The organism is Bacillus sp. FSL K6-1560, from assembly GCF_038592935.1.
GTDB classification, from domain to species: Bacteria; Bacillota; Bacilli; order Bacillales; family Bacillaceae; genus Bacillus; species Bacillus subtilis.
This window is the reverse complement of the sequence record NZ_CP151946.1, coordinates 1,867,072-1,889,803: the sequence shown is the minus strand read 5'-3', so window position 1 is coordinate 1,889,803 and position 22,732 is coordinate 1,867,072. Positions and strand designations below refer to the sequence as shown.

Sequence of the window (22,732 nt, the reverse complement as noted above, 5' to 3'; positions counted from 1 at the left end):
ACCGCATGTTATCACCGAAACATGCACAAACTACACTTGATATTCCGTCTCCGGATTATCCGTCTTATCAACAATATTCTATCAGGGAGTGATGTTGACATGAGTTATAGAAACCGATTAGATCAGCATTCTGAACTGTTTCATCACAATTGGACGCGGCCTAAACGTTCTAAGTCTCAAGTAAACGGTCACACTGAAATGTCCCAAACCAACATTATATTGAGAAGCAACGCGAAAGCTCACCGTTGGTAACGATAGAATAGGGCTGAAAGATGAAAGAAGACGCATGCAGAGCGTCTTCTTTTTATGCGTTTTCTGTTTTCTTTCGCTGCGGCCTTACTTTTGACCAATATTGATAATAATCCGTTTTAATAAACCCGTTAAAGAGCTTTCGTTTCTTCGTTGCTTTTCTGCCATATGCTTCCTCAAAGTTTTCATTTGATGTCAGCATATACACAGACCAAGTATCAAGCGGCTCGAACGCCTTCCCCATTTCTTTGTACATCTGCTCAACGGCTTTTTTCTCGCCGAGACGCTCTCCATATGGCGGGTTGCCGACAATTACGCCAAATTCCAGATTTGTGGTAAAGTCTTTGACCTGCATCTGTTTGAACTGGATTAGATCTCCCAATCCTGCTTCCTCTGCATTTTCTTTTGCGATTTGAACCATGCGGTGGTCTATGTCGCTAGCGAAAATTGTAAGCGGCTGATCATAATTTGCCTTTTCTTCGACTTCAAGCCGCGCTTTGTTCCACAGATCTTTACCGATCCATTCCCAATCCTCTGAAACAAAATCGCGATTGAATCCCGGGGCGATGTTTTGGCCGATTAGCGCCGCTTCTATCGCGATTGTTCCGGAGCCGCAGAAAGGATCAACAAACGGGCGGTCAGGCGTCCAATTGGTTAATTGCACCAAAGCGGCAGCAAGTGTTTCTTTAATCGGCGCACCGCCCTGATCGACACGGTATCCTCGTTTGTGAAGGCCTGTCCCTGATGAGTCCAGTGTAATCAAAGCCTGATCTTTCAATAAAGAAATTTCGACTTTATACTCGGCACCTGTTTCTTCAATCCAATCATTGGCTTTGCCGGACTGCAGCTTGAGTTTTTCGACAATTGCTTTTTTGACGATCCGCTGACAGTCGGGAACGCTTGCAAGTGTTGATTTTACCGATTTTCCGATGACAGGGAATTTCCCGTTTTCAGGTATAAATGAGCGCCAGTTAATCGCTTTCGTTTTTTCAAACAGTTCATCAAATGTTTTCGCTTTAAAAGAAGCAACCTGAACCTTTATGCGGTCGGCTGTTCTAAGCCAAAGGTTCGCACGGCAGATGGCAAGTGCATCACCTTCAAAAATAACTTTCCCGTTATCAACCTTGCATTCGTATCCTAAATCTCGTACTTCCTTTGCGACAACAGCTTCAATGCCCATCGGCGCCGTTGCAATTAGTGTATACTTCTTCATCGTATCACCCTGTCTTTTAAAACTTTTCTCTTTTCAAGATAAAAGCTCTCCTTATACGGGAGAGCTTGTTTTCATCATTTTAAATGTAAGTGGTCTAACGTTCTGTAAGCCATGTTTTGTTCCGTCGTACTGCAAACGGCTCATCACCTCGTACTCAGGCGGCAATCATCTATCTACAGAAAGCATTCTGTCCTTCTCTCCGTTGAATTCCGTTAAGAAGGTTCCCCTACCAAAATTTGGGTTTCTCGCTCGAGGGGTTTACCGCGTTCCACTCTCACCATTTCTAGTGAGACTTCGTCACTGTGGCACTTTCAAGGATACTCAGCCATATCCGAAGACGTAGGCTTTTTTCCTGCCGTCAGCCTCTAAAGACTGCCCTAGCTTATGACTTCGCTAGGCACGAACACTACGGGCATCTCAGCACCGTGCGAGCATGGACTTTCCTCTACAGATTCAAGATCTGCAGCGATTACCCGAACGTTAAGAACATGAATTATTATATAACAACTGATTACAATTTACAAGCGCCATTTTTTTCAAGCGTGATCAATCATAAAGCTTGCTGCCAAAAACGTGTTTTTCTAAGTTAGACAGCCGTTTTAAAATATCAAAGTTTGTTGTGTTAGATTGCACAGGCTGTTTTTTGCTTGCTTCTTCAAGCTGTTTTTTCAGCTGCAGATTTTCCTGCTGCAGTTCTTCAATTTCTTGATGGAAGGTTTCATAATCCTTAATAATCATATCTAAAAATTTGTCAACGTCTTCTTGCTTGTAGCCTCTAACGCCTGTTTTAAATTCTTTTTCCAAAATTTCTTTCGCAGAAAGCTTTACTTTATCAGCAAGCATCTTTTTCACCTCGTATCGTGAATCATCACATATATTTTTTCAGAAATCTGTACGGTTGTCAAATTTCTCTTATTGCTATGAGTAGCTGTCTTCCTCTACTGTCACTCTCAAGTCATCCATTGTAATAAAGTAGATGGGATAGCCATCCTTTTCGCGCCTTTTTTCCGCTGTCCCAAGCATATACTTAGGGGAGCCTTCCTTTTCCGGGTCATATAAAAGCAGAAGCCCGTCGGACTTATCAATGAAGAACTGATTTTTTTGTTTGAATTGAAGCGGGCTTTCATAAGGACGGTGAGTCAGGCTTGCTTCATAGTCTGCCTGAGCCAGAACTGCTTCATACTGTTCCTTATTCGGTTCTTTCCAGTTCTTTTCCTGCTCGTAAAATGGTGTGATGACAGCTACCTTTAAGTCAGGGTATTCCTCCTGCAAATCATATGCAGCTTCTGCCGCCCACAGCTCCGCTCCAAGCTGGCCCGAAATTAAAATCCATTCTAATCCTTCATCCAAAAAAGCAATCAGCCGGTTCTTAATGGCTTTTTTTATGTAATACAGCGCCTTGTCATCCTGCTTAAATATCCCGAGTTCAAACGGTTTATAGCCCGTAATTGCCAGTACTTTCATCATTTCACCTGCTTTAAAAAATGGGGCTCCCGTGGGCCCCATTTGTTGTGCTGCATTGTTTACACCATCAAGCTGCACGTTTTCCATACTAGTAGTCGCAGCAAGGTTTTCCTGCTTGAAAATGCTGATGCGTAGCCGGGTCAACATTTGAGAAAGTGTGTGGAAAGTAGTGAACGTGCTGAAAATGCTGGTGGTTTACGTTTGTTGTATGCTGTGGGTGAATGTGCGGCACGATAGTCTTCGAAAACGTATGATGTTCACAGCAATGAGTAGGATGGACAATTGGCGCCATCATATGCGGTCTGCAGTGATGCATGATAAAATCCCCTTTCCATAAACTTTATTACAATACTAAGCTATGAAAAATAAGGGGTACATGTTCTGATGCAAAGACCTATTTTAAAAGTGTGCAATTAAGCTGTCTTTAAAGTTTGAAAATACAAAAGCAATCAAAAATACCACAACAAAGAACAAGTAAAAAACACCCTTATACATACCAACTCTCCCTTTAAAAATAACTAAAGTCATTTTACAGGATTCGCCGCTATTCTACAACAAAATCAATGTGAATTCAGCAAAAAAAATTCATGGCGAAACAAGTCGTCTTTTGCGCTTTCCCGGGGAATATTTAAGAGGAATATTTCCTCTTCAGCCGGGCAATTCTCACATGCAGTTTTTCAGTTTCTTTCTCTGATAAGCATGCCGCCTCGCTAAGCAATTGCTCTGCTATTTGCAATGCTTTTCCGAATTCTTTTTTCTTATGCTCAAAATATTTCGCGAGCTCTATTACAGCAGCGTATCTGCACTTCTGGTTTTGCGAGCGGGACAGCTTTTCCCAAAGCGGCACTGCTTCTTCCAAGCGGTTTTGTTTTTTGTACAGGAGCGATAAATCCAGCCGTGCACTGTCCTTGTCCTCAAACGATTTTTCTATAAGCCTTTCCAACTGCTTGATCGCTTGGTCCGTTTCTTTATGAGCCATAAACCATTTCGCCATAGCATAGGCTTCACTGTGTTCTTTTGGCGCATGTGATTCTGAAAGGATTTTTTTAGACATATGGATGTACAATGAAATGAGTGATAACACATCCATTTCATTATGATGCAGGACACCTTTTAAAAGATCCGGCTCTTGCGCCTTGATAAAATGAAAGTAAAGCATTGGCGCCAAGTAGCCCGGTGTGTCTTCTAGTCTGCGGATGCCGAGCTCCTCTTTTTCAACCGTGCCAAGAGATACGCGGTCCATTTTGTGTTTCCACAGGCGTCTAGCTCCATGCAAAAGATCAAAGTGGCCAAACTCCGGAAGCTTCGGAAGTCTGTCACGGATCAAGGTGTGCCTTGTTTTCACCTGCGGCCAATCAAAGGCTTTGCCGTTGTAGGTCACAAGTGATGTAATGTCAACCTCGCTTAAAAAGCTTTGGTACAAGGCGACTTCGTTCCCCGGTTTGGGCAAAAGATGCTGTTTGACTGTCACTCGGTCTTCATATACTCTCGCATGCCCAAGCAAAAAAATGGTATTCCCAGCTCCACCCCCAAGACCGGTTGTTTCTGTATCAAAGAAAAAGAGGTTGTTTTTGTTATACCCTTTTGCTGACAACGTATGCGACAGGCCGCTTTGATTCCACAGTGTGATCACTTCCTCAAGCTCAGAAAAGCTGTATAACCCATGGCGGTGAGAAAGCGGATATTCTACTTCTCTGATGAGGCAATATTCATCTTCGAAGATGAAAGGCTTCATGCCAAAAGCCTCCCACTCTTCTAAAAACGGGATGTCATCAAAGTGGTTTTCTTGTTTGCCTGCTTCTATTTTTTGTTCTCCTTCATCGAGCACCATGTGCTTTTTCATCCGCTGGAGTTTCCCTTTTAATGACATATCCGGCCCCCCTCCTTACGACATTTGATCCAACAGCTGCAAAATTCTTTCCTTTGCTTTTATCCCTTCTATTTCCGTACCTATACAAGACGGACAGCCGTCATGACAAGGACAATGTGTAATCAGTTGTTTCGCCGCTTCATTAATGTCTGAAAAACGTTTAAAGACTTCCTCCGCCAAACCGATACCGCCCGGATAATGATCATATAAAAATATGGTTGGCAATCCGGTATGGGCTGCTTTGATTTGAGAAACAACATGAACATCATTTCGATCACACATGATATACACAGGGACAATATGCTGCAGCACATTCGAGATGCCAAGAAGCAGCTGTTCCAGTGTCTTTTCCCCGATGTCCTCATCCGCTGTTTTGATTTCGAGCCAAGCTGCACTTGTATGCAGTTCTTCTTCCGGCAAATGAATAGGTCCAGACCCAATATTTTCAAAAGTGGTCATTTTTATTTTTTTAAAAATGGTCGGCAGGGCATTGACAGTGACGTCTCCGTAGTGCAATGACGTACGGCTTTTTTCTTTCGTTTTATCGATTTCTAATACCTTCAGCTGAACTGCCAGGTTTGCATCCGTATAATATTCGACATCGACTTTTCTGACATACGCCTTTTTATGGTCCCAATCGAGCTTCTCAACTTGATACTGAACGCCTTCATGCAAATAAATTGCTTCATCATGTAAAAGCGTCATTGCACTAAAACGGTCCATTTCACCGATAATCCTTACATTTGCAATATCCGACTGATCAACTATAACGACATTTTCCTGGGAGGCGGAACGCAAACTGATGTTTGAAGCAGGGAACGACTCACTTGCCCAATGGTACCGTTCGCCGTTGCGGTGAAGAACAGCCTCTTCCTGAAGATACTCAAGAATATCACTGACTTCCATGGCTCCAAATTCTTCATCAGCTCTAAAAGGAAGCTCATAAGCCGCACACTTTAAGTGGTCTACTAAAATAATCAAATTCTCCGGATTGATTCTTGCAGATTCCGGCGAACGATTAAAGAAATATTCAGGATGCCGCACAATATATTGGTCAATCGGTGTTGAATTGGCTACCATGATAATCAAAGATTCACCGTGTCTTCTGCCGGCTCGTCCGGCCTGCTGCCAAGCACTTGCAACACTTCCGGGATACCCCGTCATTACACACACTTGCAGCTGGCCGATATCAACACCAAGCTCTAAGGCATTCGTACTGACCACTCCTAAAATGTCGCCTTCTCTCAGGCCTTTTTCGATTTCTCTTCGCTCTTTCGGCAGATAGCCTCCCCGATAGCCTCTGATTGATTTTGTTCCAATCTCTTTTTTCACAAGCTCCTGAATATGGCTTAAAATAATTTCCACCCGAACTCTGCTTCTGGCAAAAACAATGGTCTGCACTTTGTTTTTAAGGAACTCTTTCGCCAGTTCATTCACTTCTGCGGTTGCGCTCCTTCTAATATTGAGCGGTTTGTTCACAATTGGCGGATTGTAAAACACAAAATGCTTGCGTCCGCTCGGTGCGCCGTTGTCATCGACCAGCCGCATCGGGTTGCCTGTCAGCTGCTCTCCCAATTCCTTTGGGTTGGCAATTGTTGCGGAAGTACAAATAAAAACCGGATCACTTCCATAAAACCGGCAGATCCGCTTTAGCCGCCGGATCACATTTGCCACATGGCTGCCGAACACACCTCGATACGTATGAAGCTCATCGATGACGATATACTTAAGGTTTTCAAACAAACTGACCCATTTCGTATGATGCGGTAGAATGGCAGAATGCAGCATATCGGGGTTTGTAATGACAATATGACCTGCTTTTCTCACCTTTTGTCTGATTGCCGGAGACGTATCCCCGTCATATGTAAAGCTTTTAATATCAATGCCCATTTCATCAATAATTTCATTTAGCTCGCTCTTTTGGTCTTGTGCCAGCGCTTTAGTCGGAAATAAATATAACGCCCGGTTTGTTTCATCTTGGGCGATGGACTGCAGGACTGGGAGGTTGTAGCATAACGTTTTTCCTGATGCTGTTGGCGTTACAGTAACGATGCTCTCTCCTTTTTGCACATATTGAAAAGCGGAATATTGGTGAGTATATAGTTCATCAATGCCCCTTTTCGAAAGGGCCGCTTTGATTCTCTCGTCTATACTTTCGGGCATAGGCCTTGTTTTTGCTTCCCGAGGCTCAATTTCATGCCAATTCACAACGTTTTCATTTCCTTTTAAATCAGAAATGAGTTCAGTCAGTGATTTCTTTTTCATTCTTTACACCTCTTTGTCAAGTACAGTTTACCGAATATTTGTTTGCATGGCTAGGTGCAAATTTTATACAGTTGAATAAAAAAAGCAAGGCATACGCCCTGCTTATTTCGCTTTTATTGTAAGGAGCTTTGATTCGCCTTTACGAGCGGCCTTTTCGCCTGCCGGTACCATTGATCCTACAGCCTCACCATTCATTATAACGATTGGGATGACTGTGCTGCTCGCTTTTTCTTTTATTAATTCCAAATCACATGTAATCAGCGGGTCACCGACCTTCACTTTATCCCCTTCTTTAATGTGGGCAGTAAATCCTTCTCCGTTCATATTGACTGTCTCCAGCCCGACATGAATTAACAGCTCAATTCCCGAGCGAGTCCGAATGCCAACGGCGTGTTTGGTGTGGAAAATCTGAATGACTTCACCTTCAGCGGGAGAAACGATTTCACCGCTAGAAGGTTCCACCGCTATTCCTTCTCCCATCATTTTCTGTGAAAAAACAGGGTCCGGCACATCTGACAGGTCCATTACTGTACCGTCTGCCGGAGAATAAATAACCTCTTCTGTCACCTTTTCCTGAGTTTTGCCCATTCCGAATAATTTTTTCAGCAATGTATTTTCTCCCTTCTCATTCACTTCAACCGTTATCCCTTCATTCACCACTATTTAACCACACTTTCAATTTTGCTTCAATTTATAACAACATCTGGCATAGACGCATAATCTGGTTAAAAAAGGCGGTGGCGAAATTGGAATTCTATGATGACAAAAAGAACGAACTGCAAAAGAAAGAAGAAATCATAACGGAGGCAATCGACACTCTTTTTCAATCCTCAGCGTTCGGCAACCTTATAAACGGATTTCAGAACCTGATCAACTCGAGTTTAAAGGATGTGCAGACGACCATACATGTCAGAGAAAGAGATACTGGGCTGTATATCGATATTACCATTCCGGCGACGTTTCGAGATGGCGAGATCGTCGTTGATGTTAAATCGAGGTATCTCCATGTAACACTCCAAGAAAAACAGAAACACCAAAATGAGGCTACCTTTACAAGCATGACAAGAACGGTTCAGCTGCCTTATGAAGTTCGCCAAGAAGATATGGAAACGTCTTGGAACGAGCAGACAATGACACTTTTCTTTCCAAAAAATAAGCATGAATGAACGATTCATTCATGCTTCTATCATTTAAAAAAGCTGGTAAATCCCTTTATTAAAGATCCGACCTGATTCATTGCACTCATTACTTGACCTGTCGTATCCATCATTTTATTAAAATCAAATTGCCCATTGGCTTTTTTGAACTGCGACATAATGCTTTGAAATTGCGAAGGCTGCTGTTGATTAGGCCTTGGGATAGGATAAGGGTTAGAAAATACAGGCGGCTGCATAGGCATAGGCTGGATCGGAGCATAAGGCTGATAATAATCCTGCTGTCCATAATGCTGCTGAGGCAGTTGTTGCTCTAAATAACCGGGTGCAGCCTGCTGATAATATCCTTGCATATGCTGAGGATAATAATAGCCCATTTGCCGAGGATAGCTTCGAGAGCTCCCGTTCATTGCGATTCCCCCCTAAACACAACATATTTCTCTTCTATATATGTATGAATGACTTCTATTGTTTGTGTCACAAGTGATGATTAGCATTTGTCAAATTGTGTCGAAAGTTTAAATTTTTTAAAAACAGAAAAAAGTCGAATCATTATGGTACCATATTTTCAATACAGATGAGAGGGGATGCACCATAATGAACGTATCATACTTAAGCAAACGTTTTGCAGAAATGAAGAAATATGAAACAGACTGTATGAATAAACTGATGGACTTTGCCAAGTTCCTCTATATTCAAGGACATCTCAGCATAACTGAGTTTCGTAACAGTATGAAGGTTCTCGAAGCAAATGGAGCAGAAAGCCCGGCATATGAGATGAATTAACGTCCGGCCCCCTATAAAAGCGAAGAGAAGACAGCCTTTTACCGGCTGTCTTCTCTTGCAATTTCATCCTTTACTGCGTGCAATGTATAAAGGACTGACTCAGTGATGTCCTTGAATCGTTTTTTATGAATATGATGAACATATGATTGAAGGACCAATTCCAGGAAATTATCCTTTACGGTCTCAATTTGCTCTTTATGCACATATTTAGGCCGGCGGACTTTTATCAATTCAAGAGCACCCTCTGCCCAGCGAGCGGCCAGTTCATCATTCTCTTCAACTGCAGGCTTTATCGTCTCAAAAAAATCATAAGAATGATTACTGTTTTTCCCTTCCTGATACCGATCAGCGCCTTTTTCAGCAACTTCAATCATTTGCTCGGTCATTTCCAGCAAAGTTTGTGATAGCAATATCTTTCACCTCAATGCCTATCGTACCAAATTTCACTCGCAAATTCAGCCGATGCGGTATACCTTCTCAAACGCATACCTGTGTTCAGGCGATTGATACAGCTCATTTATACAAATATGAAGATCTATGATTTCTTCTTCCAGCACACTCAGGCGATCGTTTTCCGTTTCCCGCATCTCAGCCTCTAATGCATTTACAGAATGATTCAGGCTTTGCTCAGCTCGCGTTAATTCATCTTCTATATCAGAAAGCATACGGAGAATATCTGTCTTGCTAACATAACCGGACATTCGTGTACCTCCCTTTCCTCGTCTCTCCCGGTTAAAATTCTTTGCTCTCAAGGCTCTTTCCTTCCTCATGACAAAACTAGAAGCAAATCGCCAAACAAACAGGTATTCCACGAAAAGCTGAAGTTTTCGACAAAAACACCCGCAAAAATTGTATGATCCTCCTCGTTAATGCAAACGATACTTGTGAGGAGGTGCCGTATGAAAATAAGACCGAAAAAAGCCGGCCAGCAAAAAAAGACTGAATCAAAGGCAATCGATTCTTTAGATAAAAAATTAGGCGGCCCGAACCGCCCTTCTACGTAAGAAGCAAGGAATTTCCTTGCTTCTTTATTTTTTCAGCCACTGCTCCACCGCAAAAAGCGCATGAAGCTGGCGCTTTTTATGTAAATACCAGTCTGTCAATTCAATCTGCTTCGGCAATTCCTCGCGCCTAAAGAACGTTTTCTTTATCTTTCCATGAAACCAATCTGTTTTCGTTCCGTCTAATGAGTGGATTAACTCAGGGTAGCATGTCCTTAGCATAGGAGATGTTCTTTTTGTAATCCCGATTATCTTTTCTATATCAAAACGGGAACCTGTGTGCGGCACTGTGTGCAAAAAGTGATAAAAAGAGGAGAACAATTCTGGCTTGAACAGCAATTGAGACAGCTGCTTTCCCAGCCTTATCCTTTCCTCCGCCTTTGAAAAGCGTTTCACTGAAATGCCGTAAAGTAACCCATTTGAGGAAGGAAAAATAACGGTGTTAAAATGCAACCAATCACTTAAATAAAAAGGAATCGTGTCAAAAACATTCTTTTTAAACGAAGGATTTTGTATAATAGGTGTTTGGATAGTGTTTTGTTCATTTATAATAAGGGCATACATTAGCCGCTCCGTATTTCGCTCATGCCAAAAACGGGTCCATTCTTCCGACATAAATTGTGAGACGCCAAACACATGCAGCAGATGAAACAGCGGTTTCCCGACTCTTTTTGACCAGTGGTATAAAAGAAGCTGCGGATAGGCATCCGAAAAAATAAGCCAGTTCGCTCTTTCATAGGCTAAAAAGAACCATTCTTGCTGTCTCTCACGGAGTCCAAGCTGAAACAGACTGCCTTTTAAGTCAGTCATTGACCAGCCGGCATTACGAGAAACGAAAGAAGCCAAAAGCGACCATTTGATTTCCGGATGACGGTCGTAAAATGCTTTATAAGCATTTGTTCTTGAAATGTTATCCGCGTTTTTTATTTTTGTCTGCCGCTCAATTCGGCTCAGAAGCTTTCTAATGGTCTGTTGTTCTTGCACGTTCATTCACTTCCGTCATGATTAGTTTAATAAGGAGGATGAGAAAGTGATTCGGTATCCTAACGGAAAAACATTTCAGCCGAAACATTCGGTTTCATCCCAAAACAGTCAGAAAAGGGCCCCGTCTTACAGTAATCGCGGAATGACCCTCGAAGATGACTTAAACGAAACGAATAAGTATTATCTGACAAACCAAATTGCCGTTATACACAAAAAGCCGACACCTGTTCAAATTGTAAATGTCCATTATCCAAAAAGAAGTGCCGCAGTGATTAAAGAAGCTTACTTTAAACAATCATCGACAACAGACTACAATGGGATTTACAAAGGGCGGTATATTGATTTTGAGGCGAAAGAAACGAAAAACAAGACCTCTTTCCCCCTGCAGAATTTTCATGACCATCAAATCGAGCATATGAAGCAGGTAAAGGCTCAAGACGGTATTTGTTTTGTTATTATATCCGCTTTCGACCAGGTTTATTTTTTGGAAGCCGATAAGCTGTTTTATTTCTGGGACAGAAAAGAAAAAAACGGCAGAAAATCAATTCGAAAAGATGAGTTGGAAGAAACAGCTTATCCGATTTCTCTTGGATACGCACCCAGAATTGATTATATTAGTATTATTGAACAGCTTTATTTTTCGCCATCATCTGGTGCGAAAGGTTGATTAACGAAAGGTTGAGATGTTATGTCAGATCAATTTAACAGCCGTGAAGCTCGGCGAAAAGCGAACAGCAAGTCGAGTCCTTCACCGAAAAAAGGCAAGAAACGAAAAAAGGGCGGATTGTTTAAAAAGACCCTTTTCACTTTACTCATTCTGTTTGTTTTAGGCGTAGTCGGCGGTGCTGTTACATTTGCCGTCATGGTTTCTGATGCGCCGTCCCTTGATGAAAGCAAATTGAAGACGCCTTATTCATCAACGATTTATGATAAAAATGGAAAAGAAATTGCTGAATACGGTTCCGAAAAGCGGTCCTACGTCTCAATAGATGAAATACCTGATGTCGTAAAAGAAGCCTTTATCGCGACAGAGGACGCACGTTTTTACGAACACCACGGGATTGACCCTGTCCGTATCGGAGGTGCCCTTGTCGCCAACTTTAAAGACGGCTTCGGAGCTGAAGGCGGAAGTACGATCACCCAGCAGGTCGTTAAGAATTCCCTTCTGTCCCATCAAAAGACGCTGAAACGGAAGGTACAGGAAGTGTGGCTTTCAATTCAGCTGGAGCGCAATTACTCTAAAGATGAAATTTTAGAAATGTATTTAAACCGGATTTATTTTTCTCCCAGAGCATACGGAATCGGAAAAGCGGCAGAAGAATTTTTCGGCGTCACAGATTTAAGCAAATTGACTGTGGAACAAGCTGCGACACTCGCGGGTATGCCGCAAAGCCCGACAGCGTACAACCCCGTTAAAAACCCGGATAAAGCGGAAAAAAGACGGAACATCGTACTCAGTCTGATGAAAAAGCAAGGATTTATTTCTGATTCTCAATACAACAAAGCGAAAAAAGTGGCAGTGAAAGACGAAGGCGTTGTTTCACAAAAGGAATATGAAAAAAACAATTCAAACAAATACAGCGCGTTTGTTGAAGAAGTCATGAAAGAAATTGAAGAAAAATCTGATGTCAATCCAGGTACTGACGGATTAAAGATTTATACAACATTAGATACAAAAGCACAAGACAAACTAGATGAATTAATGGACGGAGACACTGTCGGATTTACTGAAGGCATGCAGGGCGGTGTGACGCTTCTCGATACCAAAAACGGAGAAGTCCGAGCGATTGGTGCGGGACGCAATCAGCCTGTTGGAGGCTTTAACTATGCTACTCAAACTAAGGCACAGCCTGGTTCGACCATAAAACCGATTTTGGACTATGGACCAGTTATTGAAAATAAGAAATGGTCCACATACGAACAAATTGATGACTCAGCTTATACGTATTCTAACGGAAAACCGATTCGTGATTGGGACCGCAAATATCTAGGGCCTATCTCAATGCGTTACGCTCTGGCACAATCAAGAAATATACCTGCTTTAAAAGCATTCCAGGCAGTCGGTAAAGATACTGCTGTAGACTTTGCAAATGGACTTGGCCTTGGTTTAACAAAAGATAATGTAACAGAGGCTTATTCTATTGGCGGTTTCGGTGGGAACGATGATGTTTCTCCTCTGACAATGGCAGGAGCATACAGCGCGTTTGGAAATAACGGAACGTATAATGAACCCCATTTCGTAAAGTCTATTGAATTTAACGATGGCACAAAGCTTGACTTAACACCAAAATCAAAGTCAGCAATGAGCGATTACACTGCGTTTATGATTACAGATATGCTGAAAACAGCTGTTAAGACAGGTACTGGACAGCTTGCACAAGTACCTGGTGTAGAAGTTGCAGGAAAAACAGGGACGACCAACTTTGAAGAAAGTGAAATCCAAAGGTACAATATCGCAAGCGACGGCGCCCGAGATTCTTGGTTCGTTGGCTACACACCACAATATACAGCTGCCGTCTGGACGGGAATGGGAGAAAACGAGGCTGGAAAGAAATCACTTTCAGCTGAAGAGCAAAAAGTTGCAAAGCGCATCTTCGCCCAGCTCATTGCCGATGTCGATGACGGAAGCGGATCATTTGAGAAGCCTGACAGCGTAGTGGAAGCCACCGTAGAAAAAGGTTCTAATCCGGCAAAACTGGCAGGGCCAAATACGCCAAGCGATAAGAAGCTCACAGAGTACTTTGTTAAAGGCACAGCTCCTTCTACTGTTTCTAAAACATATGAGAAAGAAGAAAAAGAGGAAACAGCTAAACTGTCTGGTTTAAACGTGAAATACGATAAAGACAATCAATCTTTAACGTTAAGCTGGAATTATGACGGAGATGCGACCTTTGCTGTTAAGCAATCTGTTGACGGCGGCAGCTACTCGGAAATTCAAAACAGCTCTGCAAAAGAGGCAGTCATTTCGGGTGTGCAGCCAGGATCTGTGTACAAATTCGAGGTAACAGCCGTCAGTGATGATGGCAAAAGTACAGCTTCCACATCTTATGAGGTGCCAAAAGCTGAAGACGATGAAGATAAAAAAGACCAGCAACAAACGGATGATGAAAAACAAGATGATGAGAAGACTCAGGATGATACCCAAACTGATGATTCTCAAAAAGATGACGGTAAGACGGATCAAGATCAGACAGATGATTCAACAAATGATCAAGACAAAAAACAAGACAACACGAACACCAATCCGTCTGACAACAGTAACCAAGACCAATCTAACAATAGTAATAACAATAACAGTAATAACCAGGATACGTCGGATGGTGATTCGAACTCAGATACGAATGACTCAACAGGTACTGACACGAATAAAAATAAAACAGACACATCTAATAAAACACAAACAAACTCATCATCAATTGAAAAAACAAATTAACCAAAAAAGCCGTCACCTTTGGGGTGATGGCTTTTTTGGTACACAGTAAAAAACCTCCCGTTTTAACAGGAGGTTTTATCGATTCATCGCATGATATTTATAAAAATGCTTTTTCATTTCGGTAATCAGCTCATCAAGCTGAATAAAGCAATGGTATTGGGTCGGCTTAAGAAGAATAAATTCCACTCGTTCAGCCCAATTAATCGGCTTTGCGGGATATGATTTCTCCCTCAGTTCTTGCCAATCGAGCGATTGCACCGGCTCACCTGCTGTCCAATGTAACGAAACCAGCAAACACACAATGCCCTTTAACATTTCGTTTTGGTCACATCTCGATTTTCGTGTTTGAAAGACTGGGAGAAGTGATGCTTTGATGTCATCCCACACTTCAAATAAAAGCGGAACGTATTTCCCGCTGTCCTCCCATGGCAAATCGCCTTGTAATTCCGTGCAGAAATCAAAATACACGGGATTGGTCTGCAAGGTTTTCTTCATATCCGAGGAACTCTTCTGGCCAAGACTGCGCAAGTATTGCTCATAGGAAGCCAACACTTCTTTTGCTTGCGTCATCGTTTCACCAGTCCTTTTTTATCCCTCTTCTGCCCTTCTCTGCACAAAGAAAGCAGCGGACACTCCGCACAGCGCGGAGATTGGGCTTTACAGTGATATCTGCCGAAGAAAATAAGCCGGTGATGCGTAACGGACCAGTCTTCTTTGGGAACCTTGCGCATCAGCGTCTTTTCAACTTCCAGAACCGAGTCCTTCCACCTGCAAATGCCCAATCGTTTGCTGACTCTCTCCACATGGGTATCTACGGCTATGGCCGGCACGCCAAACGCAACGGATACCACTACGTTTGCGGTCTTTCTCCCGACCCCTGGCAGTTTGACAAGCTCATCGCGGTCTCTCGGCACTTCTCCGCCATAATCTTCAATAATCATTTTACTCAGCTTTTGAATATTTTTCGCTTTATTACGATATAAACCGATTGATTTAATATCTTGCTGAAGCTCTTCCAGCGGAACAGCCAAATAGTCTTCCGGCCGTTTGTATTTTTGGAATAATGTTTTGGTCACTCTGTTTACAAGTGCATCTGTACATTGCGCAGATAAAGCAACAGCCACCACTAATTCAAAAGGATTGGAATGAACCAGTTCACACTCCGCATGAGGAAACATGTCACCTATCTTGTCTAAACAGAATTCAATTTGTTTTAGATTTAACACGATTGTCACCTTTTCACTTTATTGTTCAAGCCAATTGTAAAAAGGAACCTGCCTTTTATACTCTTTTTGCTGTTCATTCTGCTTTGCTTGTACACGCCGGAATTTTTGGCTGTGTATTTTTGCCTGCTCCACAGTTTTAAGCCCGTTTTTCTTCCATTCAAACAAAATCCGGTCAATGTAGCGGAAACTGAGTTTTCCTGATAGTACAGCCTCTTTTAACGCGTGTTTGATCAGTTGTGCGTCATGCTGATCCTGGTCCTGCCAGATCGCCAGCGTTTCACACTCCAAAGGCGATAACGGCCTTGCGAACTCTTCCTCAAAAATGGTATAAAGGCTTTTTTGTTCCCCTTCTGCTTTTCTTTCCTGTGTTTGATTCTGTGCAAGCTGAATATACTCGTACAGTTTCCCCCATAAAGGCTGAAGAGAATATTTCTCAAATTTGATGCCGTTTTGATCCTCGCATTCTTCAATAAACAGAAAGCCTTTTTGAATAAACATCCGCAATCTGTTTGTGCATTCTTCAACAGAAATTGACATACCTTCCTGCAGCTGATTCGGTGTAGGAAAATATGATCCTTTTTCTAAATGCATTTTAATTTTTAACAGCAGAATAAGTTCTGTTTCATTAAGCCCAAGCTGTTTATAATGCGTAAGCAGAAGATTGGGGATGGTTGATGTTCCCTGCTCCTGCATATCAATAAATTGCTGTTTTTTCATCGTCACACCTCTTACTGTAAAGGATTGTGATTGCCCCTTTACTGTAAAAAGTCTCCCTTGCAGGAGACTCTTTTTTGTTTCATTTGAATGTATTACGGATACAGACGGTTTAACAGTCTTGGGAACGGAATCGTTTCACGAACGTGAGGCGCTCCGCTGATCCAAGCTACTGTCCGCTCTAATCCAAGGCCGAAGCCGGAATGAGGAACTGATCCATATTTTCTAAGTTCAGCATACCATTTATATGCGTCAGAATCCAGTCCATGTTCTTTAAGACGGGATTCCAAAAGTTCCATATCGTGAATCCGTTCAGACCCGCCGATGATTTCTCCATAGCCTTCCGGCGCAATCAAGTCAGCGCAAAGCACAACGTCCTCACGGTCAGAAGCCGGCTGCATATAGAACGGTTTTAAGGACGTCGGATAGCGAGTGATGAATACCGGTTTGTCATAATGTTCAGCAATCGCTGTTTCATGAGGCGCTCCGAAATCATCTCCCCACTCGATATCGTTAAAGCCTTTTTCTTTCAGAAATTCAATCGCTTCATCATACGTGATTCTTGGGAACGGGGCTTTGATTTGCTCAAGTTTTGACGTGTCTCTTCCCAATGTGTTTAATTCAATTTTACAATTCTTAAGAACTGATTGTACGATGAAAGAAACGTAATTTTCCTGTACTTGAAGGTTTTCTTCAAATTCTACAAACGCCATTTCCGGTTCGATCATCCAGAATTCGATTAAGTGACGCTTTGTTTTAGACTTTTCCGCTCTGAATGTCGGTCCGAAAGAGAATACTTTTCCTAAAGCCATTGCCGCAGCTTCCATGTAGAGCTGGCCGCTTTGAGACAGATACGCATCTTCATCAAAGTACTTTGTCGCAAAGAGTTCTGTTGTACCTTCAGGTGCGCTTCCAGTCAAAATCGGCGGATCCACTTTTACGAAGCCTTCGTTATTAAAGAATTCGTAAGTCGCGCGAATGATTTCATTACGGATTTTCATGATCGCATGCTGGCGCTTTGAACGCAGCCATAAATGTCTGTGATCCATCAAAAATTCCGTTCCGTGTTCTTTTGGTGTAATTGGATAATCGGTCGCTTCGTGAATGACTTCAATATCTGTCACAGCAAGTTCATATCCAAGCGGAGAACGCTCGTCCTCTTTGACAATCCCTTTTATATAGAGCGACGTTTCCTGCGTCACTGATTTAGCTGTTTGGAAAATGCTTTCTTCCACTTCCGCTTTTACTACGACACCCTGAATAAAACCGGTACCGTCCCGAAGCTGTAAAAACGCAATTTTCCCGCTTGAACGCTTATTAGCGACCCAAGCTCCGATCGTTACTTCCTCACCTACGTGCTTGTACACTTGGTTGATTGTTGTTTTCAACATATTTCCCTCCAAAACAAGAAAGACATTCGGAAGCTCATTGCCCCGCGAACTCTTTTATCATCACTTTATTATACCCGCTCTTAACTAACCGGGTCAATGCAGATAAAAAGCGGCTTTTCTGTCAGCCGCTTTTTGATCTGTTAGCTATGTTTTTCTACAAAACGCTTGATTCTTTCAATGGCTTTTTCAAGAAGATCTAACGATGTTGCATAAGAAAGACGGACATTCTCAGGAGAGCCAAATCCGGATCCTGGAACAATCGCAACTTTTTCCTCCTCGAGAAGCGCTTTAACAAATTCATCTACATCTTTGAAACCGCAAGAGTGAGCTGCCTCTTTTGCATTTGGGAACAAGTAAAAAGCACCTTCCGGCTTCACACAGCTGAACCCTGGGATTTCTATGAGCTTTGCATAGATCGTATTTAATCTATGTTCAAATGCTTCTCTCATTTCTTCCAATGGCTCAGAAGGCCCGTTATAAGCAGCAATCGCTCCGTATTGTGCGATTGATGTCGGGTTTGACGTGCTGTGGCTTGCAAGGTTCGTCATCGCTTTAATAATGTCTTCAGAGCCTGCCGCATAACCGATTCTCCAGCCTGTCATGCTGTGGGACTTCGATACGCCGTTTATAATGACCGTTTGCTCTTTCAGTCTGTCTGACAGCTGTGCAATGGAAACATGTTTCTTTCCGCCGTATGTAAGTTTTTCATAAATTTCATCTGACACAATCAAGATATCATGTTCAAGGCACACTTCACCGAGCGCAGATAGTTCTTCTTCCGTATACATGACACCAGTCGGGTTGCTTGGAGAGTTAATAACGATTGCTTTTGTTTTTTCCGTAATTGCATTTTTCAGCTGCTCAGGCGAAATTTTGAAGTGATTTTCTTCAAGCCCTTCTACATAAACAGGCTTTCCGCCAGCGAGTTTCACCTGCTCCGGGTAGCTTACCCAGTAAGGCGTTGGAATAATAACTTCATCTTCTTCATCCAAAATCACTTGGAAAAGGGTATACAGAGCATGTTTGGCACCAGTGCAGACAATAATTTGAGACGGTTTGTATTCAATATTCTGGTCGCGTTTAAATTTCTCTGCAATGCTGTTTTTCAGTTCAGCCAAACCACCGGAAGGCGTGTATTTCGTATGGCCCTCGTTCATCGAACGCACAGCGGCATCAATAATATGCTGCGGTGTATTGAAGTCAGGTTCGCCTGCTCCTAAGCCGATGACATCATGGCCTGCGGCTTTCAGTTCTTTCGCTTTCGCTGTGATTGCCAGTGTGGTTGATGGTGTTAATGCGGATACTCTTTTTGCCAGTTTCAACTTGAACTCCCCCTAATTCGTCTTAAGGCGTGATATTTTTGAGAATCTTTCCAGTTGTAAAGTCCACATAACTTAAACTGTATTGCCCTTCTTTGTCTAAGTACGTCACTTCCCAAAGCAGGACGTTTCCTTCTCTTGCCAGATGAACCTCTTTTTGCTTTGAAACCAGCCCTTCATCCTTTATGATTTTCGCCGCTTTGTCTTCAGAGATTCCCTCTTTCGCTTCTTTTGAGAGAATTTTTGCTTTTTTATCGGCAGGAACCCAGACATATAATGCAGTGCCTTTTTTATCCGTTCCCTTTACAACATAATATTTTTCTTTTCCGACAAATGTTTCGACTTGATCAACATTGGCGAGATCGGTTTCTTTTTTAGCTTCAGCAGCTGCTGCTTCGTGCCCCTCTTCCTTTTGTGCCATGGCTGATTTATAAATGCTTGCCGAGACAAGAAGTACTGCTAAAAAAATAATACCAAAAATGACGGTAAATATTAATGCTTTTTTTCTCATCTTCTCACCTACGTACGATAAATGGTAAAAACGGCTTGGTTTTTGTTTTCTTCATCCAGCGCAAGGCCGAACATCAGATTGTCTCTTTTCAATGTACGATTCAATGTGTCCACAATTTTATACAGATCATCAGAATGCTCTACATTAATTGTTGAAAGAATTTCGATTTTACTTTCCATTTTTTCATCCTCCAGTTTGAACAAATATTGTTAGTCATACTCCATTTCAGGACACGCCATACTAGTATCACAGAGCGGGAAATCCGCTTTTAAATAAAACACCATCCTACTCCCACACCGCAAAAGCCGCTTTATGCGGCTTTTATTCTTTTTCCCCTGCAACATAAGCTTCAAGCTCGCTGTCAGTCATTTCGGATACTGAGGTTGTCGGCAAGGCATCAAGAAACAGCCGGCCGTAACCAGCGGTTTTAATCCGTCTGTCCAATATCATAATCGTTCCCTTGTCTCCCGCAGAACGCAGCAAGCGTCCGATTCCTTGCCTGAAGGTCAGCACAGCTTCCGGTAATGACACTGTTTGAAACGGATTCTTTCCTTTTTTGCGGGCAAACTCACATTTTGCAGCATGAAGCGGGTGATCAGGGGACCGGAATGGGAGCCTCACGATCATTACTGTTGTCAGTTCATCACCAGGGAAATCAACGCCTTCCCAAAAATGATTTGTTCCGAGCAGGATCGCCTGATTGGATGTTTTAAAAGTCTTCATCAGTTTGCCGGGACTTCCGCCTGTAATCCCTTGTGCCAAGAGCTGAATGCCGGAAGCACTCATGTTATGCTTGAGCTCCTGGTGAACCTTTTTCAACATATCATGGGATGTAAACAGCACAAGAATTTTAGGCTGTTTTTCCTTTGCCATCAGTTCGATATAACGGGCTGTATCCTGTATAAATTCAGGTTGTCCTGTATCCTGAATTGATTTCATTTCCTTTGGAATCATCACCTGCATACGCTCATCGTAAGAAAAAGGTGACTCAATTCTCATTGTCCGCGGGAAAAAGTCACTCAGTCCCAGTCGTTCAATCATAAATTGAAAAGAACCTTCGACTGTAAGGGTTGCAGATGTCAGCACCACACTATTTTTGCGCGCGAAAAACTGATCAGCCAGAAGTTCACCAGGTTCAAGAGGCTGTGCGTAAATGGCCACTGCATTTTTCGCACCCTTTGCATCTATTTCAATCCAAACCGCTTCATCGTCATCAGACCCAAAGAAGAGCTTCTGCAACGTCTGACAGTAATGCTGCAAGCCTTTCATGCTTCTTTGGTATTCATCGGCTAAAAAGACGGTTTTGCTCTTCATACCCTTCAAATGTTTTTCCATCAGGGATGACTGCGCCTCAAAAAGCTGCTGCAAATGTGTCAGCATGGAACAAAGCCTCTCCGCACCATCTGTTAAGATCGACCAGCTTTTATCCTGGCTTTCTTTGTTCACCTTAAACACTAGACGGTTTAAGTCTTCTTTAGGTTTTCTTCGTTTGACAAAAGAATGTACAGAGCTGAAGAAAGCATCACTTTCTGCTTGAACATGCTGAAGCCACTCTTCCAATTCGAAAAATGAATCAACCGGCAGGCTGTTTCGCTGGAATAGCTGTCTCATCTTTTTTAGAAGTCCCTGCTCCTTCAGAGTGCCGATTCTGCTCAATTTCGTATGCAATTCTATGTACGTAGCTCTTTTCCCTAAATGTTCGCTTGCCGCACGTTCAAAATGGTGTGCTTCATCAATAATAAATGTGCCGCTTTCGGGAAGCCTTTTTTTCTGGCTGCCTTCATCGGTCAGCAAAAGAGAATGATTGGTGATCACCAAATCGGAACGCAAAGCAATCTGTTTGGCCCGCTCGTAAAAACCGATCACATGCTCACTGCGACTTCTTTTATAGGAGTCATCGTCATAAGCCAATCTGTCCCACAGCAATTTTCCGCCTGAAGGCAAATTCAGTTCCGCTACATCTCCTGTATTTGTCTCTGTCAGCCAAACGAGAAGCTGTGCCTTTGTCAGTACGGCATCATAATTATCATCTTCTTCATGAAGCACCTGCTCAAATTTATACAGGCATAAATAATGCGATTGCCCTTTTAAAATCGCCGCTGTTACCGGAAATGGAAACAGATCTTGGACAATCGGCAAATCCTTTGTGAGAATCTGCTGCTGTAAAAGCGTCGAATACGTGCTGATTATGACCGGCTTTTTTGATTTCTTGGCAAAAAGCGCAGCCGGAATAAGATAGCCAATCGTTTTTCCGATGCCTGGAGGAGCTTCAATCAGCGCATGCTCACGATTGGCAAACGCATCAGCCACCTCTCTCATCATCATCATTTGGCCGTCTCTTTTTTCATACCCAGGCATTAACTCTGACAGCGCTTTTTCATTTCCCGCTTCCCAGCTTTCGATCTCAAATGAGAAGTTCTCGTCCTCATTTATACGAACATCGATAGCTTCAGGTTCTCTGACAGAAAACGAAGAAAAGCGCGTATAGCCCGGTATCTCGGTATGTCTGTTTTCATTAATGAACATATCCAACAAATGCGTCAGATCACTGATGAAATGCTGCGAAAGCCTTCTTAACTGCTTTAATGTCGGATAAGGAAGCTGCCGCAGCTTTTCAAGGATTTCCAAAAAAATAAGCCCTGTCACTTCAGCATCGCTGTCAGCCCGGTGCGGCTGATCATGCCGCAGCTGAAGCTCCTCGCTTAATTCCGTCAGCTTATACCCTTCAAATCCCGGAAAAACAATACGTGAGAGCTCGACAGTATCAAGCACTTCACAATCTGGGAGCTGAAAGCCCGCCTTATGTAGCTCATACTTGACAAATCCAAGGTCAAAATGGATATTGTGTGCGACAAAATAAGCGCCGTCAAGCAATTGGAATACTTCTTCAGCAACTGCTTCAAATGGCTGTTCATTCTCGACCATTTGATTAGAGATTCCAGTAAGCTGCTCAATAAAAGCAGGGATTGATTTATTTGGATTAATGTATTTTGAAAACCGCTCAGTAATTTGTCCATTTTCGATTACAACCGCTGCGATTTGTATGATTTTATCGCCTTTCTTCGGCGAATTCCCTGTTGTCTCTACATCTATAACAACGAACCGTTGCTTATTCATTAAAATGGACACCTCAATTCTTGCATACGACAAAA

At 42.6% G+C, this 22,732-nt stretch carries 26 protein-coding genes and 1 other RNA gene; 6 read left to right on the top strand and 21 right to left on the bottom strand.

The features are described 5' to 3' along the window. The first annotated feature begins 99 nt into the window (after positions 1-99). Entirely contained in the window at positions 100-252 is a 153-nt protein-coding gene (locus NYE22_RS10320; protein WP_010327933.1) for a YpzG family protein, read from the top strand. A gap of 52 nt (positions 253-304) precedes the next feature. Here the strand turns inward: NYE22_RS10320 and NYE22_RS10315 are convergent, their stop codons facing one another. The 9 genes from NYE22_RS10315 to NYE22_RS10275 form a co-directional block, all read right to left on the bottom strand. Beyond that, positions 305-1,462 carry a class I SAM-dependent RNA methyltransferase gene (locus NYE22_RS10315; RefSeq protein WP_021481520.1) on the bottom strand — a complete coding sequence of 386 codons (1,158 nt, stop codon included), beginning with the start codon at positions 1,460-1,462 and terminating at the stop codon, positions 305-307. A gap of 100 nt (positions 1,463-1,562) precedes the next feature. Beyond that, an RNA gene (gene rnpB, locus NYE22_RS10310) (RNase P RNA component class B) lies at positions 1,563-1,943 on the bottom strand. A 65-nt stretch (positions 1,944-2,008) separates the two neighbouring features. Further along, a complete protein-coding gene (gene gpsB, locus NYE22_RS10305; protein WP_003225629.1) occupies positions 2,009-2,305 on the bottom strand; it encodes a cell division regulator GpsB in 297 nt (98 codons plus the stop codon). A gap of 75 nt (positions 2,306-2,380) precedes the next feature. Continuing rightward, positions 2,381-2,926 carry a DUF1273 domain-containing protein gene (locus NYE22_RS10300; protein WP_015483367.1) on the bottom strand — a complete coding sequence of 182 codons (546 nt, stop codon included), beginning with the start codon at positions 2,924-2,926 and terminating at the stop codon, positions 2,381-2,383. Positions 2,927-3,014: 88 nt separating this feature from the next. After that, positions 3,015-3,242 (bottom strand): spore coat protein CotD, encoded by a 228-nt coding sequence (gene cotD / locus NYE22_RS10295; protein WP_010886551.1) that lies wholly within the window; start codon positions 3,240-3,242, stop codon positions 3,015-3,017. A gap of 83 nt (positions 3,243-3,325) precedes the next feature. Further along, positions 3,326-3,454, bottom strand: coding sequence for a hypothetical protein (locus NYE22_RS10290; RefSeq protein WP_003230707.1), 129 nt, complete (start codon positions 3,452-3,454; stop codon positions 3,326-3,328). Between the two features lie 100 nt (positions 3,455-3,554). Then, positions 3,555-4,796, bottom strand: a complete 1,242-nt coding sequence (gene mrfB, locus NYE22_RS10285; protein WP_032726022.1) for a metal-dependent exonucleaseMrfB — start codon at positions 4,794-4,796, stop codon at positions 3,555-3,557. Between the two features lie 15 nt (positions 4,797-4,811). Next, positions 4,812-7,061, bottom strand: a complete 2,250-nt coding sequence (gene mrfA / locus NYE22_RS10280; protein WP_101502404.1) for an ATP-dependent helicase MrfA — start codon at positions 7,059-7,061, stop codon at positions 4,812-4,814. A 102-nt stretch (positions 7,062-7,163) separates the two neighbouring features. After that, positions 7,164-7,670 carry a PTS glucose transporter subunit IIA gene (locus NYE22_RS10275; protein WP_029726788.1) on the bottom strand — a complete coding sequence of 169 codons (507 nt, stop codon included), beginning with the start codon at positions 7,668-7,670 and terminating at the stop codon, positions 7,164-7,166. A gap of 137 nt (positions 7,671-7,807) precedes the next feature. Here NYE22_RS10275 and NYE22_RS10270 point away from each other — a divergent pair, with 137 nt between their 5' ends. Further along, positions 7,808-8,227 carry an Hsp20/alpha crystallin family protein gene (locus NYE22_RS10270; protein WP_042976351.1) on the top strand — a complete coding sequence of 140 codons (420 nt, stop codon included), beginning with the start codon at positions 7,808-7,810 and terminating at the stop codon, positions 8,225-8,227. A 20-nt stretch (positions 8,228-8,247) separates the two neighbouring features. On the opposite strand, the gene NYE22_RS10265 is transcribed toward NYE22_RS10270, so the two are convergent. Next, complete coding sequence (locus NYE22_RS10265; protein ID WP_004398696.1) at positions 8,248-8,625, bottom strand: YppG family protein; 378 nt, start codon at positions 8,623-8,625, stop codon at positions 8,248-8,250. 187 nt (positions 8,626-8,812) lie between these two features. Between NYE22_RS10265 and NYE22_RS10260 the strand changes: the two genes are divergently transcribed. After that, entirely contained in the window at positions 8,813-9,001 is a 189-nt protein-coding gene (locus tag NYE22_RS10260; RefSeq protein ID WP_003230690.1) for a YppF family protein, read from the top strand. 38 nt (positions 9,002-9,039) lie between these two features. On the opposite strand, the gene NYE22_RS10255 is transcribed toward NYE22_RS10260, so the two are convergent. Then, a complete protein-coding gene (locus NYE22_RS10255) occupies positions 9,040-9,411 on the bottom strand; it encodes a YppE family protein (RefSeq protein ID WP_021481525.1) in 372 nt (123 codons plus the stop codon). A gap of 45 nt (positions 9,412-9,456) precedes the next feature. Further along, on the bottom strand, positions 9,457-9,702 hold the full coding sequence (locus NYE22_RS10250; protein ID WP_021481526.1) for a DUF5446 family protein: 246 nt from the start codon (positions 9,700-9,702) through the stop codon (positions 9,457-9,459). Between the two features lie 198 nt (positions 9,703-9,900). Between NYE22_RS10250 and sspM the strand changes: the two genes are divergently transcribed. Further along, positions 9,901-10,005, top strand: a complete 105-nt coding sequence (gene sspM / locus NYE22_RS10245; RefSeq protein ID WP_342412509.1) for an acid-soluble spore protein SspM — start codon at positions 9,901-9,903, stop codon at positions 10,003-10,005. A 24-nt stretch (positions 10,006-10,029) separates the two neighbouring features. On the opposite strand, the gene NYE22_RS10240 is transcribed toward sspM, so the two are convergent. Beyond that, positions 10,030-10,992, bottom strand: coding sequence for a DUF2515 domain-containing protein (locus NYE22_RS10240; protein WP_342412507.1), 963 nt, complete (start codon positions 10,990-10,992; stop codon positions 10,030-10,032). Positions 10,993-11,032: 40 nt separating this feature from the next. On the opposite strand from NYE22_RS10240, the gene recU reads away from it, so the two are divergent. Further along, positions 11,033-11,653, top strand: a complete 621-nt coding sequence (recU, locus tag NYE22_RS10235) for a Holliday junction resolvase RecU (protein WP_004399067.1) — start codon at positions 11,033-11,035, stop codon at positions 11,651-11,653. 21 nt (positions 11,654-11,674) lie between these two features. Next, positions 11,675-14,419, top strand: coding sequence for a PBP1A family penicillin-binding protein (locus NYE22_RS10230; protein ID WP_064671081.1), 2,745 nt, complete (start codon positions 11,675-11,677; stop codon positions 14,417-14,419). Positions 14,420-14,494: 75 nt separating this feature from the next. On the opposite strand, the gene NYE22_RS10225 is transcribed toward NYE22_RS10230, so the two are convergent. The 8 genes from NYE22_RS10225 to dinG all read right to left on the bottom strand — a co-directional run bounded on the left by NYE22_RS10225 (position 14,495) and on the right by dinG (position 22,697). Continuing rightward, entirely contained in the window at positions 14,495-14,989 is a 495-nt protein-coding gene (locus tag NYE22_RS10225) for a YpoC family protein (RefSeq protein WP_064671080.1), read from the bottom strand. Continuing rightward, positions 14,986-15,645 (bottom strand): endonuclease III, encoded by a 660-nt coding sequence (gene nth, locus NYE22_RS10220; RefSeq protein WP_009967580.1) that lies wholly within the window; start codon positions 15,643-15,645, stop codon positions 14,986-14,988. Before nth ends, NYE22_RS10225 begins: the two co-directional genes overlap by 4 nt. An 18-nt stretch (positions 15,646-15,663) precedes the next feature. After that, positions 15,664-16,362: a DNA replication protein DnaD gene (dnaD, locus tag NYE22_RS10215; protein ID WP_064671079.1), complete on the bottom strand. Its 699-nt coding sequence runs from the start codon at positions 16,360-16,362 to the stop codon at positions 15,664-15,666. A 92-nt stretch (positions 16,363-16,454) separates the two neighbouring features. Further along, positions 16,455-17,747 carry an asparagine--tRNA ligase gene (gene asnS, locus NYE22_RS10210; protein WP_038430016.1) on the bottom strand — a complete coding sequence of 431 codons (1,293 nt, stop codon included), beginning with the start codon at positions 17,745-17,747 and terminating at the stop codon, positions 16,455-16,457. Between the two features lie 143 nt (positions 17,748-17,890). Further along, a complete protein-coding gene (gene aspB, locus NYE22_RS10205; RefSeq protein WP_041849963.1) occupies positions 17,891-19,072 on the bottom strand; it encodes an aspartate transaminase AspB in 1,182 nt (393 codons plus the stop codon). 22 nt (positions 19,073-19,094) lie between these two features. Next, positions 19,095-19,580, bottom strand: coding sequence for a cell wall elongation/penicillin-binding protein regulator TseB (tseB, locus tag NYE22_RS10200; protein WP_014477164.1), 486 nt, complete (start codon positions 19,578-19,580; stop codon positions 19,095-19,097). An 8-nt stretch (positions 19,581-19,588) separates the two neighbouring features. After that, positions 19,589-19,759 carry a YpmA family protein gene (locus NYE22_RS10195; protein ID WP_003225588.1) on the bottom strand — a complete coding sequence of 57 codons (171 nt, stop codon included), beginning with the start codon at positions 19,757-19,759 and terminating at the stop codon, positions 19,589-19,591. Positions 19,760-19,901: 142 nt separating this feature from the next. Continuing rightward, on the bottom strand, positions 19,902-22,697 hold the full coding sequence (gene dinG, locus NYE22_RS10190; RefSeq protein WP_049141287.1) for an ATP-dependent DNA helicase DinG: 2,796 nt from the start codon (positions 22,695-22,697) through the stop codon (positions 19,902-19,904). Positions 22,698-22,732 lie beyond the last annotated feature (35 nt).

Excerpts from the sequence above, each read along its gene's own strand:
- NYE22_RS10320 (WP_010327933.1), top strand. The coding sequence starts at position 100 with ATGAGTTATAGAAACCGATTAGATCAGCATTCTGAACTGTTTCATCAC.
- NYE22_RS10315 (WP_021481520.1), bottom strand. The coding sequence starts at position 1,462 with ATGAAGAAGTATACACTAATTGCAACGGCGCCGATGGGCATTGAAGCT.
- gpsB (WP_003225629.1), bottom strand. The coding sequence starts at position 2,305 with ATGCTTGCTGATAAAGTAAAGCTTTCTGCGAAAGAAATTTTGGAAAAA.
- NYE22_RS10300 (WP_015483367.1), bottom strand. The coding sequence starts at position 2,926 with ATGAAAGTACTGGCAATTACGGGCTATAAACCGTTTGAACTCGGGATA.
- cotD (WP_010886551.1), bottom strand. The coding sequence starts at position 3,242 with ATGCATCACTGCAGACCGCATATGATGGCGCCAATTGTCCATCCTACT.
- NYE22_RS10290 (WP_003230707.1), bottom strand. The coding sequence starts at position 3,454 with ATGACTTTAGTTATTTTTAAAGGGAGAGTTGGTATGTATAAGGGTGTT.
- mrfB (WP_032726022.1), bottom strand. The coding sequence starts at position 4,796 with ATGTCATTAAAAGGGAAACTCCAGCGGATGAAAAAGCACATGGTGCTC.
- mrfA (WP_101502404.1), bottom strand. The coding sequence starts at position 7,061 with ATGAAAAAGAAATCACTGACTGAACTCATTTCTGATTTAAAAGGAAAT.
- NYE22_RS10265 (WP_004398696.1), bottom strand. The coding sequence starts at position 8,625 with ATGAACGGGAGCTCTCGAAGCTATCCTCGGCAAATGGGCTATTATTAT.
- NYE22_RS10260 (WP_003230690.1), top strand. The coding sequence starts at position 8,813 with ATGAACGTATCATACTTAAGCAAACGTTTTGCAGAAATGAAGAAATAT.
- NYE22_RS10250 (WP_021481526.1), bottom strand. The coding sequence starts at position 9,702 with ATGTCCGGTTATGTTAGCAAGACAGATATTCTCCGTATGCTTTCTGAT.
- sspM (WP_342412509.1), top strand. The coding sequence starts at position 9,901 with ATGAAAATAAGACCGAAAAAAGCCGGCCAGCAAAAAAAGACTGAATCA.
- NYE22_RS10240 (WP_342412507.1), bottom strand. The coding sequence starts at position 10,992 with ATGAACGTGCAAGAACAACAGACCATTAGAAAGCTTCTGAGCCGAATT.
- NYE22_RS10230 (WP_064671081.1), top strand. The coding sequence starts at position 11,675 with ATGTCAGATCAATTTAACAGCCGTGAAGCTCGGCGAAAAGCGAACAGC.
- NYE22_RS10225 (WP_064671080.1), bottom strand. The coding sequence starts at position 14,989 with ATGACGCAAGCAAAAGAAGTGTTGGCTTCCTATGAGCAATACTTGCGC.
- dnaD (WP_064671079.1), bottom strand. The coding sequence starts at position 16,362 with ATGAAAAAACAGCAATTTATTGATATGCAGGAGCAGGGAACATCAACC.
- tseB (WP_014477164.1), bottom strand. The coding sequence starts at position 19,580 with ATGAGAAAAAAAGCATTAATATTTACCGTCATTTTTGGTATTATTTTT.
- NYE22_RS10195 (WP_003225588.1), bottom strand. The coding sequence starts at position 19,759 with ATGGAAAGTAAAATCGAAATTCTTTCAACAATTAATGTAGAGCATTCT.
- dinG (WP_049141287.1), bottom strand. The coding sequence starts at position 22,697 with ATGAATAAGCAACGGTTCGTTGTTATAGATGTAGAGACAACAGGGAAT.